The 12,633-nt window shown below is 50.6% G+C and carries 14 protein-coding genes; 11 read left to right on the top strand and 3 right to left on the bottom strand.

Annotated features, from left to right (window positions below; translation table 11 throughout):
* Nucleotides 1-606 (top strand): [Fe-Fe] hydrogenase large subunit C-terminal domain-containing protein (locus tag BMZ81_RS13555; protein WP_278308890.1); only part of this gene is annotated, 606 nt, incomplete at its 5' end.
* A gap of 73 nt (nt 607-679) precedes the next feature.
* Here the strand turns inward: BMZ81_RS13555 and BMZ81_RS13550 are convergent.
* On the bottom strand, nt 680-1,498 hold the full coding sequence (locus tag BMZ81_RS13550; protein ID WP_091132996.1) for an IclR family transcriptional regulator: 819 nt from the start codon (nt 1,496-1,498) through the stop codon (nt 680-682).
* A gap of 503 nt (nt 1,499-2,001) precedes the next feature.
* Between BMZ81_RS13550 and BMZ81_RS13545 the strand changes: the two genes are divergently transcribed.
* From BMZ81_RS13545 to ilvD, 8 genes are all read left to right on the top strand, one after another.
* Nucleotides 2,002-2,427, top strand: coding sequence for a hotdog fold domain-containing protein (locus tag BMZ81_RS13545; RefSeq protein WP_091132994.1), 426 nt, complete (start codon nt 2,002-2,004; stop codon nt 2,425-2,427).
* Nucleotides 2,428-2,573: 146 nt separating this feature from the next.
* The gene (locus BMZ81_RS13540) at nt 2,574-3,638 is read left to right on the top strand and encodes a TRAP transporter substrate-binding protein (protein ID WP_177187326.1); all 1,065 of its coding nucleotides are present in this window, start codon (nt 2,574-2,576) and stop codon (nt 3,636-3,638) included.
* Between the two features lie 157 nt (nt 3,639-3,795).
* Complete coding sequence (locus BMZ81_RS13535; RefSeq protein ID WP_091132989.1) at nt 3,796-4,335, top strand: TRAP transporter small permease; 540 nt, start codon at nt 3,796-3,798, stop codon at nt 4,333-4,335.
* An 85-nt stretch (nt 4,336-4,420) separates the two neighbouring features.
* A complete protein-coding gene (locus BMZ81_RS13530) occupies nt 4,421-5,707 on the top strand; it encodes a TRAP transporter large permease (RefSeq protein WP_091132986.1) in 1,287 nt (428 codons plus the stop codon).
* An 87-nt stretch (nt 5,708-5,794) separates the two neighbouring features.
* Nucleotides 5,795-6,088: a UxaA family hydrolase gene (locus BMZ81_RS13525; RefSeq protein ID WP_207645629.1), complete on the top strand. Its 294-nt coding sequence runs from the start codon at nt 5,795-5,797 to the stop codon at nt 6,086-6,088.
* A complete protein-coding gene (locus tag BMZ81_RS13520) occupies nt 6,085-7,248 on the top strand; it encodes a UxaA family hydrolase (RefSeq protein WP_091132983.1) in 1,164 nt (387 codons plus the stop codon). Before BMZ81_RS13525 ends, BMZ81_RS13520 begins: the two co-directional genes overlap by 4 nt.
* A 24-nt stretch (nt 7,249-7,272) precedes the next feature.
* A complete protein-coding gene (locus BMZ81_RS13515) occupies nt 7,273-8,556 on the top strand; it encodes a nickel pincer cofactor-dependent isomerase, group 22 (RefSeq protein WP_091132980.1) in 1,284 nt (427 codons plus the stop codon).
* Entirely contained in the window at nt 8,553-10,268 is a 1,716-nt protein-coding gene (ilvD, locus tag BMZ81_RS13510) for a dihydroxy-acid dehydratase (protein ID WP_091132979.1), read from the top strand. The genes BMZ81_RS13515 and ilvD overlap by 4 nt, the downstream gene beginning before the upstream one ends.
* A 178-nt stretch (nt 10,269-10,446) precedes the next feature.
* On the opposite strand, the gene BMZ81_RS13505 is transcribed toward ilvD, so the two are convergent.
* Entirely contained in the window at nt 10,447-10,632 is a 186-nt protein-coding gene (locus BMZ81_RS13505) for a hypothetical protein (protein ID WP_091133000.1), read from the bottom strand.
* Between the two features lie 447 nt (nt 10,633-11,079).
* A complete protein-coding gene (locus tag BMZ81_RS13500; RefSeq protein ID WP_347498089.1) occupies nt 11,080-11,367 on the bottom strand; it encodes a hypothetical protein in 288 nt (95 codons plus the stop codon).
* An 82-nt stretch (nt 11,368-11,449) separates the two neighbouring features.
* Here BMZ81_RS13500 and BMZ81_RS13495 point away from each other — a divergent pair, with 82 nt between their 5' ends.
* A complete protein-coding gene (locus BMZ81_RS13495) occupies nt 11,450-11,719 on the top strand; it encodes a TetR-like C-terminal domain-containing protein (RefSeq protein ID WP_347498088.1) in 270 nt (89 codons plus the stop codon).
* Nucleotides 11,720-11,880: 161 nt separating this feature from the next.
* Nucleotides 11,881-12,264, top strand: coding sequence for a hypothetical protein (locus BMZ81_RS13490; protein WP_242942654.1), 384 nt, complete (start codon nt 11,881-11,883; stop codon nt 12,262-12,264).
* Nucleotides 12,265-12,633: the final 369 nt, after the last annotated feature.

The raw sequence follows: 12,633 nt of genomic DNA, 5'->3' as shown, positions 1-12,633 counted from the left end.
GCGAAGAAGCTGTTCCCGCAGTTCAAGGACTACATCTCGATGGCGCTGACGCCGATGGTGATTACGGCGCGGATGGTGAAAAAGGATCATCCGGACGCGCGGATCTGCTTTATTGGGCCGTGCGCGGCAAAGAAGCTGGAGGCAAACCGGAGGTCGGTGCGGTCGGATGTGGACTTTGTGCTGACGTTTGAGGAGCTGCAGGGGATATTTGATGCGAAGGACATCGACTTTGGGGAGCTGGAGGGCGACCCGAACGACGACATGAGCGAGGGGACGGCAATGGGCCGGGGGTTCGCAGTGGTCGGGGGCGTGGCGGCAGCGGTGGCGGAGGCCATCAGTCACATGGAGCCTGGACGTGAAGTGAAGTACGAGTACGGAGACGGGTTGAAAGAGTGCAAAAAGATGCTGATGATGGCGAAGGCGGGGAAGCGGGACGGCTACCTGCTGGAGGGGATGGCGTGTCCGGGGGGCTGCGTGGCCGGCGCGGGCACCATTACGCCGGTGCGGGAGAGCGCATTGAATGTAGAGCGCTTTACGAAGGAGGCCCCGGAGGTCAGCTCCACCACCAGTCCCTTTGTCGCCCGCCTCAAGGACGTTGAGGAGTGAGCAAAAAATCTATCCGCCAGTGAACTTTCACTGGCGGATAGACAAAAGACATATTCAGAAAAGAGAAACGAGTTTACCGGCGGATATAGACACCCTGTGCGGGATCCTGGTATCCTAGAGAAAACGAAATTTTGAGAGTGGCTCGGCGCAGTTCTGTGACAGTACGGTCAATTTTTTCATCCGTCATGTGGGACGCATGGCCGCTGACACTCATGGCCGCTGCAATTTTTCCGGTATAATCCAGAATCGGCATAGCAACACAAATCAGGTCTGGCTCAAATTCACAGCAATCCATAGCATATCCCAGCTTGCGGACTTTTGTCAGCTCAGCAATCATGGCGTCCGCTGTCATAATGGAATTCTCAGTCATTTGAGTAATTTTGTGTGTTGCATAATACTCCTGAACTTCCTGGTTCGTGAATTCGGACAGATAAATCTTCCCGAGGCCAGTTGTATGCAGCGGCTGCAAATCACCAATCATAGTAGAAGCATGAAGGCGGCTTTCCGGTTCCCGCCTATCAATAATGACAACATCATTGTCGCTTCGGATTGCAAGATTGACCGTTTCAGAAAGACTTTTGCAAAGCTCGGACATCATGTCCCGGTAGTCCGTGGAAAGAAGATTATTGGTGGAGGGGACGGACAGACCCAACTCATAGAGTCCCCATCCCAAACGGTAGGTTTGGGCGGAGTCCAACTTTTCCACAATTCGATAGGATAAGTAGGTATCTAGAATTCTGTGAACGCCGCTTTTGCTGATACCCGTATTATCACTGATTTCTGTAATGGTGTTTCCGCTTACACTTGGATGGTTTACCATATAGAGAAGAACATCCATGGATTTTTCAAGTGTCTGTACAGGGTATTTAGGCCTGTAATCACTGCGTTTCATATGACTTCCTCCTGGCGGATGATAATACTTGAAAAAGAATTGATGACTTTTTTAATAATAGCACAGTTTTGGTAAATTTACAAGTTGATTTTAATATATAGAATTATATTTTATATATTGATTTTTCGGCCTTGCGCTGTCAAAATTTTTTAAAAAATAAGAAAGAAAGCAGTATCAAACAGGAAAAAGAATTGGCAAGAAGATATTGATAAATGGAACAGATAATGATAAAAAAGCCATTAAATTTTGTGAATTATTAACATGATTTTTACTATTTAGCCTTAAGGAATTGTGCGTTGCGAATATATACAAAATTTGTATAATGAATTTTGGGCGTTAAGGAAATACACACAAAAAATGGCCATTTATATAGTGAGTTTGCTAATTGACAAAAGAACGCTCTGTAATTTATACTATGCTATAGATTCCAAAAGATAGAATTAGATTCTATTATACGGAAAACGAAAAAATTAAACATTTTATTTTATGAGGAGGAAAATGACATGATTGGCGAAAAGGTAACATTGAGAGTACGGATGTCCGCTGGCGAGGCGCACTATGCCGGCGACTTGGTAAACGGCTCCCACATTCTGGACTTCTGGGGCGATGTGGGCACGGAGCTGGCCATCCGGCTGTTCGGCGACGAGAGCCTGTTTTTGGGCTATGAGAACGTCCGCTTCACGGCTCCCGTCTACGCCGGCGACTTCATGGAGTACACCGGCTGGATTGAAAAGGTGGGCAACACCTCTCTGACCTGCAAGTTTGAGGCATACAAGTACATCACCCTGCCCCGCGACCCTGCTCTGGCGGACTCCGCCGCGGACGTCCTCCCCGAGCCCGTCCTCTGCGGCGAGGCTGTCGGCACCTTGGTCGTGAAGAAGCCCTTCCAGCGCATTGACCACGCTGACCCCAAGTTCCAGGTTCGCTAATCCCCAATATCAACCAAATATGCAAGCTTCCAGCTGCAGAAAAGTTTTTCAGCCGGAAGTGCAGATGAAAGGGACATCCCTTTCATTCATTCCATGCAAAACATGGAATGAACATCTATGGTAAATATGGAAAAGGAGATTATCACATGAAAAGAATGCTTTCTGTAGTTCTTGCTCTGCTGATGGTACTCAGCTTGGCCGCCTGCGGCGGTTCTGACACCTCCGCTCCGGCTGATGGCGATGCTGCCAGCGGCGCTGGCGCCGCTTCCGGTGAAGTTCTGCAGCTGACCTTGGCCCATACCTTGGACAGTGAGCATCCCGTGCATCTGGGTGCAGAGTATTTTGCCGATCGCTTGGAGGAGCTCAGCGGTGGCACGATGGTGACCACGGTTCACCCCAACTCCGGCTTAGGCGGTGAGGACGAGGTCGTGGAGATGCAGTCTTATGGTGACTCTGTTACCTTCTCTGTCCCCTCTGGCTGCGCACTGCAGAACTATGCACCTGCTATGTATGCGGCGGACTTCTATTTCCAGTTTGCAAACTATGATCAAGTTTGGGCTTTCTATGACGGCGAGTACGGCGATTATGTGAAAAACTCTCTGGACGGAACCGGCTTGGTTGTGACTTATTTCTGGGACAACGGCTTCCGGAATCTGACCACCACCAGCAAAGAGGTCCATACCGCGGCTGATCTGAAGGGCGTAAAAATTCGTGTTATGAACGCAGAAACCCATCTGGCTGCCTGGAATGCCATTGGTGCTGCCGCTACTCCCATTGCTTACTCTGAGGTTTACAGCTCCCTGCAGCAGGGTGTTGTCGACGGACAGGAGAATCCGGTGTTCAACATCATTGGAAGCCGATTCCAGGAAGTTCAAAAGAACCTGATTATGACCCGCCATGTCCATGATGTGTCTCCTTTCATTATCAGTGGTACCGCTTGGGAGTCTTGGACTGACGAGCAGCGCGGCTGGGTCGAGCAGGCCAGCCAGGAGGCCGGCGACTATATGCGTCAGCAGGCAGTTGAGCTGGAGGATGTGAAGCTTCAGGATTTGAAGGACGCCGGCATGAACGTTTATGAACTGACTGATGCAGAGCGCCAGACCTTTGTGGACGCCGTGAAGGATGTTCCCGCTCAGTTTGCAGACAAGATGGGCTCTGAGGCTTACGAGTTGTATCAGAAGTGCATTGCTGAGGCACAGAAGGCTGGTTAAACAGATGGGCGCTTTACTCTTTTAATATACCATCAGAAAATATATAGGGAGATAGGCGCATCAAACCCGTAAACTTTTATACGGCCGGCACAATTTAAGAGCTGTATCTTAGATTGTGCCGGCCGTGCTAGTTATTCAATTTGGGAGGAAATAAATAATGTCTGAAACTCCGAAGACGACAGAATCCCGCTTTTTCCTCTGGAGGCTTTTAGGCGTCCTAGAGAAGATTTTTTGTGTTGTACCCGTTGCCGTGATGACGGCCCTTGTCTTTGTGGCGGTTATCTGTCGGTATGTGTTCAAAAGCCCCATTGGTTGGACAGAAGAGGTGACTCTGATTTGCCTGACTTGGTGCGTATTCGGCGCTGCTTCCTATGCGTTTTACAGCGGAATCAATGTCGGCGTCACGTTCTTGGTGGATCGGATTGGCGGCAAGAACAACCACAAAGCCAAACACATCGTCAACATTGTGATTAATCTTGCAACCATTGTATTTTTTGTAATCCTGCTGTATACCAGCAGCATGACATTGGCAAATGTTGTCGGAAAATACAGTATGGCCGCGCATATTCCGCTGGTAATTCCCTATTCCGCGCTCCCGGTTGGTTGCGCCATGAGCATTCTCCGGCTGATTGAAATGATTCTGGATGATGCAAAAATGATGCGGAGCGGTGCAGAAAAAGAGACTGTCACTGAATAAAAGCTCTCAGTAAAACGACAATTACGGCAGAGAGAAGCAATTGCATATCCGCTGCCGTTAACCTGAATTGATACGAGGTGTACATATGTCAATCGGTATTATCCTGTTTGTCTGCCTGTTTGTGCTGTTGCTGGGCGGCTTGCCCATTGCAGCCTGCATCGGCGGCGCAACGTTGATTACGATTGTTGCCGGTGGTCTGCCGCTGCTGAACTTTGCGTCCAAGGTTTACTCCAGTGTCAACAGCTTCACACTGATGGCAATTCCATTCTTTATGTTTGCCGGTTCCCTGATGGCCACCGGCGGCATGTCCCGCCGCCTGATTCGGTTGGCCAGCGCATTGGTGGGCTGGATTACCGGAGGCCTGACCCATGTGATGATTTTGGCTTCTGCTTTCTTTGCCGCTCTGTCCGGCTCCGCTCCGGCCACCTGCGCGGCCATCGGCGGTATGATGATTCCTGAAATGAAGAAAAAAGGCTTCCCGCCGGAGTTCTCTGCTGGTGTCCAGTGTGTGGCCGGTACGATTGGCCCCATCATTCCCCCCAGCATCCCCATGGTGGTGTATGCCATCAGTGCCGGTTCTTCTGTGGGAGCGCTGTTTGCAGGCGGCCTAATCCCAGGCCTCATTTATGCGCTTTGCCTGATGGGCGTCTCCGGATATATCTGCAAGAAAAAGGGCTTTGGCGCAGAGAGCAAGAGCAAATATGACAAGCACGAGGCATGGGAAGCATTCAAGGATTCCTTTTGGGCGCTGCTGGTTCCAGTGATTATTCTGGGTGGTATTTATTCCGGCATCTTCACCCCCACGGAAGCGGGCGCTGTGGCAGCTGCTTACGGCTTGTTCGCCGGCCTGGTAATTTATCGTGAGTTGAGCGCCAAGGACATTCTCAAGATCTTGATCGATACAGCTGCCAATACCTCTTTGGTTATGCTGATTGTTGGCTGCGCCGGTGCTTTTACATGGGTGCTGAATATCAAGGGAATTGCAGCGGCCATCGGCGGCTGGTTTGCTGCCGTCTCCAGCGGAAAGTTTGTCTTTATGGCGCTGACCATTCTGCTGCTGCTGTTTATGGGCTGCTTCATGGAGTGCTGCGCGTCTGTGCTGATGGTGGTGCCCATTTTGCTGCCGGTGGCAACCTCCTTGGGCATCGATCCTGTGTATTTCGGTGTCATCGTGGTTATGACGTTGTCTCTGGGTATGGCAACTCCCCCCGTCGGCGAGGATTTGTACATTGCAGCCAGTATCGCAGGTATCAAGTTCGAACAAGAAGTCAAATATGTATTGCCTCTGGTTGGAGCGGCAATCCTGGCAATCGTGATTTGTACAGCCCTTCCCGGACTTGTGATGTTCCTACCCAACCTGATTTACGGCTAATCGTTCCTCCCTTTTCAATCCCCGCGGAAATTCCGCGGGGGTTAAATTTATTAAACACATATCTTTACTACATGGAGCGTGAAGACAGTGAGTAGAAATGCACTGCAGCTGGCCAAAACAGACAACGTGGCCACAGCGATGGAAGACATTGCAAAGGGCGATGATGTGGCAATTGCTGATACAGACGGCCTGGAGGAGGACCATATTACAGCAAGAGATGACATTCCGCGGGGGCATAAAATGGCCCTTCGGACGATTCATATAGGTGACGAGGTGGTCAAATATGGATACGCCATCGGCATTGTCACAAGAGAAATTCAACGGGGAGTACATGTTCATACGGACAATCTCTCCAGTGCGAGAGGGCGGGGAGATCTATGAAGACGCTGCAGATGTATCAGAGGGAAGATGGTGAAGCAGGTGTCCGGAACCGAGTTGCTGTCATTTCCACGGTGGCTTGCGCCAACCATGTGGCAGAGCAGATTGCCGCGCAGGTTCCCCTGGCAGATGCCTATACACATGCCTACGGATGTGATCAGCTGGGTGATGATTTAAAGCTCTCCTTCCAGTGCCTGGAGAGAATGGGAACTCATCCGAATGTTGGCGCAGTTCTGGTGGTCGGTTTGGGATGTGAAGAAATTCAGGCGGCTGACCTATGTGCGGAAATTTCCAAAAAGCGGACACGCTGCGCCTGCCTGACCATTCAGGAGGAAGGCGGAACCACGCGGAGCATTGCGCACGGTGTGGAAATCATTCGGCAGTATGCCGCAGAGCTTACCCAGATGGAGCGGACGGAGTTCCCGCTGTCGGCCCTGACAGTGGGGCTGGAATGCGGTGGGTCGGACTTCACCTCCGGCCTGGCGGCAAACCCGGCGATGGGGAAAATGGCTGAGCACCTTTGTGAGGCAGGCTGTAAAGTGATCTTCGGTGAAACCACCGAGCTGATGGGGGCGGAAGGCATTCTCAAGGAACGGTGCACCCGCCCGGAGCACTACACATGGATCTGCGACCGCATCAAGCGCGTGGAGCAGGTGGCACTGGATATGAAGGTGGATCTGCGGATGAGCCAGCCCTCGCCCGGAAATATAGACGGTGGCCTGACAACCATAGAGGAGAAGTCCCTGGGAGCGGTGTGTAAAATTGGCACACTTCCAATTTCTGATGTATTAAACTTTGCGGAACCGGCCAAGACACCCGGCATCTCTTTCATGGATACACCGGGGAATGACCTGGCATGCTCGCTGGGATTGAGCGCCGGTGGTGCCCAGGTGCTCCTGTTTTCCACCGGACGCGGCTCGCCGATGGGCTTTGCAGCCTCGCCGGTAATCAAGCTGACAGGAAACCGGATCGTTGCCGAAAAAATGACGGAAAATATCGATGCGGACCTCTCCGGGATTGTGAGCCGGACCATGAGCGTTCGAGAGGGCGGCGACATGCTTTACGAGTTGCTTCTCCGTACGGCAGAGGGTCAGGAAACAGCCTCGGAATGTCTGGGACACCGGGAGTTTGGACTGTATCGAATTTCTCCGATTTTAACCTGAAAAAATAGGAAAGGATGAAGAGCAATGCTTCCCAAAATGCTTTTAATCCGGCAGAACCGCCCGGCAAACAAGCCTGTGGGGGACATGCGGGAAACCATTCAGAAGACGCTGCAGAATATTCAATTTGATCCCACAGTCCTTCGCGGCAGGAAGGTCGGTATCGCCGTGGGCAGCCGCGGTATCAGCCGGATGGTGGAGATCGTGTCAAACGTTGTCAAGGTGGTTCGCGATGCAGGCGGCCAGCCGGTTATTTTTGCCGCCATGGGCTGTCATGGAGACGGCAATGCTGCCGGCCAGCGGGAGATGCTCCGCTCTCTTGGAATTTATGAGGAGGCAGTGGGCGCTCCTGTGGAGACCTGCGCAGAGACCACACAGTACGGCGTTACAGAATCCGGGATTCCCGTTTACGGCAACACGCTGCCTCTGGGGTATGATGCGGTAATCCTGATCAACCGGGTCAAGATGCACACGGATTTTGAAGATGTCACGGAGAGCGGACTGCTGAAACTGCTGGCCATCGGCGTTGGAAATCCCACCGGCTGCAAAAACGTACATTCCAACGCCCTGCGCTTTGGATATGGCCGGGTCATCAGGGAGACGGCTGCCGTAATGTTGAAAAGGCTGCCGGTGGTGGCTGGCTTTATGCTGACAGAGAACTGGAAGCATGAACTGGATCGTGTAGAAGCGGTTCTGCCGGAGAATTTTGTGGAGCGGGAGATAGATCTGCTGCAGGCGGTGAAGGATCAGGCTGTCAAGCTGCCGGTGTCTAAGGCCGATGCCTTGATAATTGGAGAGATTGGAAAGAACATTTCCGGCACCGGAATGGATACAAAGGTTGTGGGACGGATTCGAATTATCGGTCAAAAGGAGCCGGAGACACCGGCAATCGGCCGTATTGTTGTGCTGGATATCACAGAGGCCTCTCATGGCAACGCCATTGGCATCGGCCTTGCAGATTACTCCACTATGGCAGTGCATGACAAGATCAACATTCACGCAACCTCTCTGAATGCATATTCCTCCATGGCACCGGAGCAAGGATGCCTGCCGTGTTTCATGCTGGATGACAGGGAGGCGCTGAATGCTGCGGTGGAGACGGTAGGGCTGGAAGATCCCAGCAAGGCGCATGTTTTGTATATTCAAGATACAAACTCGCTGGAGTACCTGGCCGTATCGGAGGCGCTTTACGAAGATGCCCTGAGAGAAGATCCCAGCATTGAAAAGGTGGGCGAACCCTTTGAACTGCAGTTTGATGAACGGGGTTCCCTCTTACAGAGATGGAAAGGAAAGAAGCTGGTCAATTTATGAGAAGTCAAGATATCCGAAAAGAAGGACCAGAGGTGGATCCGATTCTTCTGGGAACCGGCTGGAGCAGGCAATTGCTGGATCGGCCCCAGGTTTTGCTGGAGAGCACCTTCGGCGACGCACATCCCGGAAGCCATCATCTGGATCAAGTGGTGGATGCGGCAAAAGCCGCTTGTCTGGCCAACGGGCTGATGGGGGCAAAATACTTTATTTCCGATATCTGCGACGGCGTGGCCACCGGACATGATGGCATGAATTACTCACTCCCGTCCAGAGATCTCATCTCTGCCTTGGCGGAGATTCACATGATGTCCGGACCGTTTGATGGCCTGATCACATTTGCCTCCTGCGATAAATCCATCCCGGCCTTTTTGATGACACACCTGCGGCTGAACATGCCTGGAATTCATGTGTCCGGCGGCTCCATGGAACTGGGACCGGGAATACAGACCTCGGCGGAGGTTTGCTACGGCACCAATGATTTGGTCCGGACTGGCCAAATGACCCCGGACGAGGAGTTTGTTCACAAGTACTCAGCCTGCCCCAGCTGCGGTGCATGCCAGTATATGGGAACGGCCTCCACCATGCAATCGATGGCTGAGGCGCTCGGGATGAGTCTGCCGGGAAATGCGGTGATTCAATCGACGGGGCCGCTGCAGCACCTTGCTGAAGAGGCTGGACGGCAGATCGGCGTACTGCTGGAGAAAAATTTGTGTCCGCGGGACATTATGACGCGGGCGGCCTTTGAAAATGCGATGCATGTCCATGCCGCCATTGCCGGATCCACCAATATTCTGCTGCACCTGCCGGCGATTGCCGCACAGGGAGGGATCCGACTGACGCTGGAGGACTTTGCCAGAGTGAACCGGGAGACGCCGGTGCTCTGTTCCGTCATGCCGTCCGGAAAATGGCCAACTCGGATTTTCTGGTATGCGGGCGGAATTCCCGCCATTATGCGGGAGCTGAAAAACGATCTGGATTTGACGGCTATGACTGTGACAGGAAAAACGGTAGGGGAAAACCTCTATGACTTGGAGCAGAACGGCTTCTTTGCCTCCCGGGAGCGGTATCTTTCCAATTTCAATCTGAAAATTCAGGATGTCATTCGCCCGCAAAGCGCGCCTTTCCGCCCACAGGGCGGGATTGCGGTGCTTCACGGAAACATTGCGCCCGCCGGTGCCGTGGTCAAGAGTGCGGCTGTACCGGAGGATATGCAGGTGGTGACCGGCATTGCGAAGCCCTTTAACAGTGAGGAAGCGGCCATCGATGCCATTGACCGAGGGGAAATTTCCGGAAGGGATGTCGTCATTATCCGCTATGAAGGCGCACAGGGAGCCGGCATGCCGGAAATGCTGAAGACATCTGAAAAGCTGTGCAATATCCCGGGACTGGAGCATTGCGCACTCGTCACGGATGGACGGTTCTCCGGCGCGACAAAGGGACCATGCATTGGACACGTCTCTCCGGAAGCTGCGGACGGAGGACCGCTGGCTCTGGTGGAGGAAAATGATTTGCTCTCCATTGACATTCCAAGCGGCAGGCTGGAACTGGTCGGCGTGGATGGGAAACCATGCCGTCCGGAAGAGATGGAGAAAATTTTGGAGGAACGGCGCAAACGCTATCAAAAACCAAACCTTCCGGAAAAGCATGGCGTCTTGCGGTTGTTTATGGATAATGCCAGCGACGTGGAACACGGTGCCTCTGTCTTTCGGTAAAAGCAAGTACTCAGCGTAAAAAAGCGCTGATAAGGAGCCGCTGGCTACATGTAAAGCAGCGACCGACCAACCAATAAAAGGAATTAGAGTAGCTTCCATAGAGGATACAGAGAAAAGCGGGCAAAAGCAATTGCTTTTTGCCCGCTTTTTTCCACGTGCTCGTTTGGATTGTATCACATTATTTTGAAGGTTCACGCTTACGTTTTAATCGTTCTTCTGCTTCCTCAATACGTTCACCGTCCTTTGCAAGATAGCGAACAACGAAAGCGTCCTCTATTTTCGTATAGCCACCGACAACCGTATCTTCAATTTTTTCAAAAGCAACAACTTTTTCCTTTGCTTTTACAAGTTTTGATTTTGCCATCTTCATCTACCTTCCTTTTTATTTTGCTGATTATCCGGTTCAATCCGGACATCCATACAGACAGGCAGACTGCAGCACCAGTTAATCCGTTCATCATGTACGCGTTCCTGCTGGGCAATTTGCCAAAGGAAGCAAACATTGTTTTTGATACTGCAGACGTCAAAACTCATTTATGCGGCAGCTGCAAGTTGTAAATTGGAGAGGCTGCAACCCGTAATCTTCTCCATTCCAAACTATTTCAAATAAATATTTTGAATAAGAACAGCATATACGCCGATTTTGAAAACGGGATTTGTCTTACCGCTATATTTTTCTGCTCCATGTATAGAGCAGACAGCATGTGGTGCTCACTCCTGAATGCCTTTTGTTAAAGGAATTAATCAGAGCAGGATAATGATACCGGCAAGACCGATTACCACACCCATTATCATCTTTTCCAAGACCATGCTAAAAGCACATTCCAACGCCCAGCGCTAAAGCGCCAACAACGCCAACAATAACCGTAAGGAGGGTTTTGGCTGGAAAACGGATAGGAACTTTATGCTCCATTTTTCTCCATACGATTAAGGTCACAAGACCGAGAAACAGACCAATGCAGCCGAAAACAATACCCGGCTTAAAAGCGCACCATTCCGAAATAAGTGCCATGCACATACCGAGGGCAAAGAAAACCACACTGACTGTGCCCAATACCATTGCGGCAAAACTGCTGTTTTCATCTAAAAGCGCCTCCATAAATTATTCAAACAACAATTGTTACTTTCTTATAAATTGAGTATAATGATGCGGAAAGCAGAAATTTAATAGCAATGATTATTTGCGGCTGTTCCATCATATTAAAGAAAATCAATTATTTTACCGCACGTACTTCAAACTTGGATATGACAACCAATTCAAGCTGGGACACTATGATATTTATCAAGCAAAACAGCATTTTGATAATCAATATATTGAGTATCACATAGAGTTTTTCAGAAGCGGATTGAATGCGATAGTAAAAAAGTGGCTGGCAGGTGGGTGCAAAGAAACGCCGGAAGAGATGGAGAGCATCATTCGCAGTGAATATCAAGGGCGTTCTGAGTTATAAGAATGAAGCAAATCATTGTAAGTTAAAAAATTTGCAGCGCTTTTCTTTGCTGGCCTTTGGCAATTCAGAAACTTTTCCATATTAAGAAGTGAAAAAGCAATTTCAGAGGGGGTTGGAGACCTCCCAACAAATAAAATACGGGGTATTTACAAAGAGGTTAGATGCTGAAAAATGCAGAGGCCGATACAAAGAGGGCTCATTTTAATTTTAAATGCAATATGCTGCAAACAGCATGTTCTTGTCGAAAAAAGATGGCTGTGATAGAATGTGAAAAAACAGGGGAGAACATCATGGACAGATTTGCAGAATTGACACCGGTATTTTTCAAGAAGGCCGTTGTATTTCCGGGAAGCCTTGGGAAATTCAGATACAGGTTTCAGCACAACGGCAAAATGAATGACGGCACGATTAAAATGTGGGTATATGAGGATATCTGCTTTGAGAAAGCACAAAATGTTGATCAGGCAGAATTCCCATGGACAAAAGAGGGCGCTGCAGAATTGCGTGCTTGGCTGAATCAGAAATATGAAGAACGAATGATGTGAAAATGGGAAAGCAAACAAAACTGCGTGATGTACCATCCAAGCAGGCGAAAACATGAGTCAAAACAATAGATGGTAAGATGGATTCCATAGGTTCTGTACGCAGTGGCTTTAAGAAATTGTGATTTTTGAAGAACGTACCTGAAAATCAAGAGGGGGGAGCGGCACAAGCCGCTCCCCCTTATTATGACATTTTATCCGTGTTACACGAATTTCAGCGAACCTGGAACTTGGGGTCAGCGTGGTCAATGCGCTGGAAGGGCTTCTTCACGACCAGGGTGCCGACAGCCTCGCCGCAGAGGACGGGCTCGGGGAGGACGTCCGCGGCGGAGTCCGCCAGAGCAGGGTCGCGGGGCAGGGTGATGTACTTGT

The organism is Oscillibacter sp. PC13, from assembly GCF_900115635.1.
Taxonomy (GTDB): domain Bacteria; phylum Bacillota; class Clostridia; order Oscillospirales; family Oscillospiraceae; genus Oscillibacter.
Note: the sequence above shows the minus strand (reverse complement) of the source record. Positions and strands in the feature narration are given on the sequence as shown.

Coding starts and splice junctions, on each gene's coding strand:
- BMZ81_RS13550 (WP_091132996.1), bottom strand. CDS start 1,498: ATGAAACGCAGTGATTACAGGCCTAAATACCCTGTACAGACACTTGAA.
- BMZ81_RS13545 (WP_091132994.1), top strand. CDS start 2,002: ATGATTGGCGAAAAGGTAACATTGAGAGTACGGATGTCCGCTGGCGAG.
- BMZ81_RS13540 (WP_177187326.1), top strand. CDS start 2,574: ATGAAAAGAATGCTTTCTGTAGTTCTTGCTCTGCTGATGGTACTCAGC.
- BMZ81_RS13535 (WP_091132989.1), top strand. CDS start 3,796: ATGTCTGAAACTCCGAAGACGACAGAATCCCGCTTTTTCCTCTGGAGG.
- BMZ81_RS13530 (WP_091132986.1), top strand. CDS start 4,421: ATGTCAATCGGTATTATCCTGTTTGTCTGCCTGTTTGTGCTGTTGCTG.
- BMZ81_RS13520 (WP_091132983.1), top strand. CDS start 6,085: ATGAAGACGCTGCAGATGTATCAGAGGGAAGATGGTGAAGCAGGTGTC.
- BMZ81_RS13515 (WP_091132980.1), top strand. CDS start 7,273: ATGCTTCCCAAAATGCTTTTAATCCGGCAGAACCGCCCGGCAAACAAG.
- ilvD (WP_091132979.1), top strand. CDS start 8,553: ATGAGAAGTCAAGATATCCGAAAAGAAGGACCAGAGGTGGATCCGATT.
- BMZ81_RS13505 (WP_091133000.1), bottom strand. CDS start 10,632: ATGGCAAAATCAAAACTTGTAAAAGCAAAGGAAAAAGTTGTTGCTTTT.
- BMZ81_RS13500 (WP_347498089.1), bottom strand. CDS start 11,367: ATGGAGGCGCTTTTAGATGAAAACAGCAGTTTTGCCGCAATGGTATTG.
- BMZ81_RS13490 (WP_242942654.1), top strand. CDS start 11,881: ATGCTGAAAAATGCAGAGGCCGATACAAAGAGGGCTCATTTTAATTTT.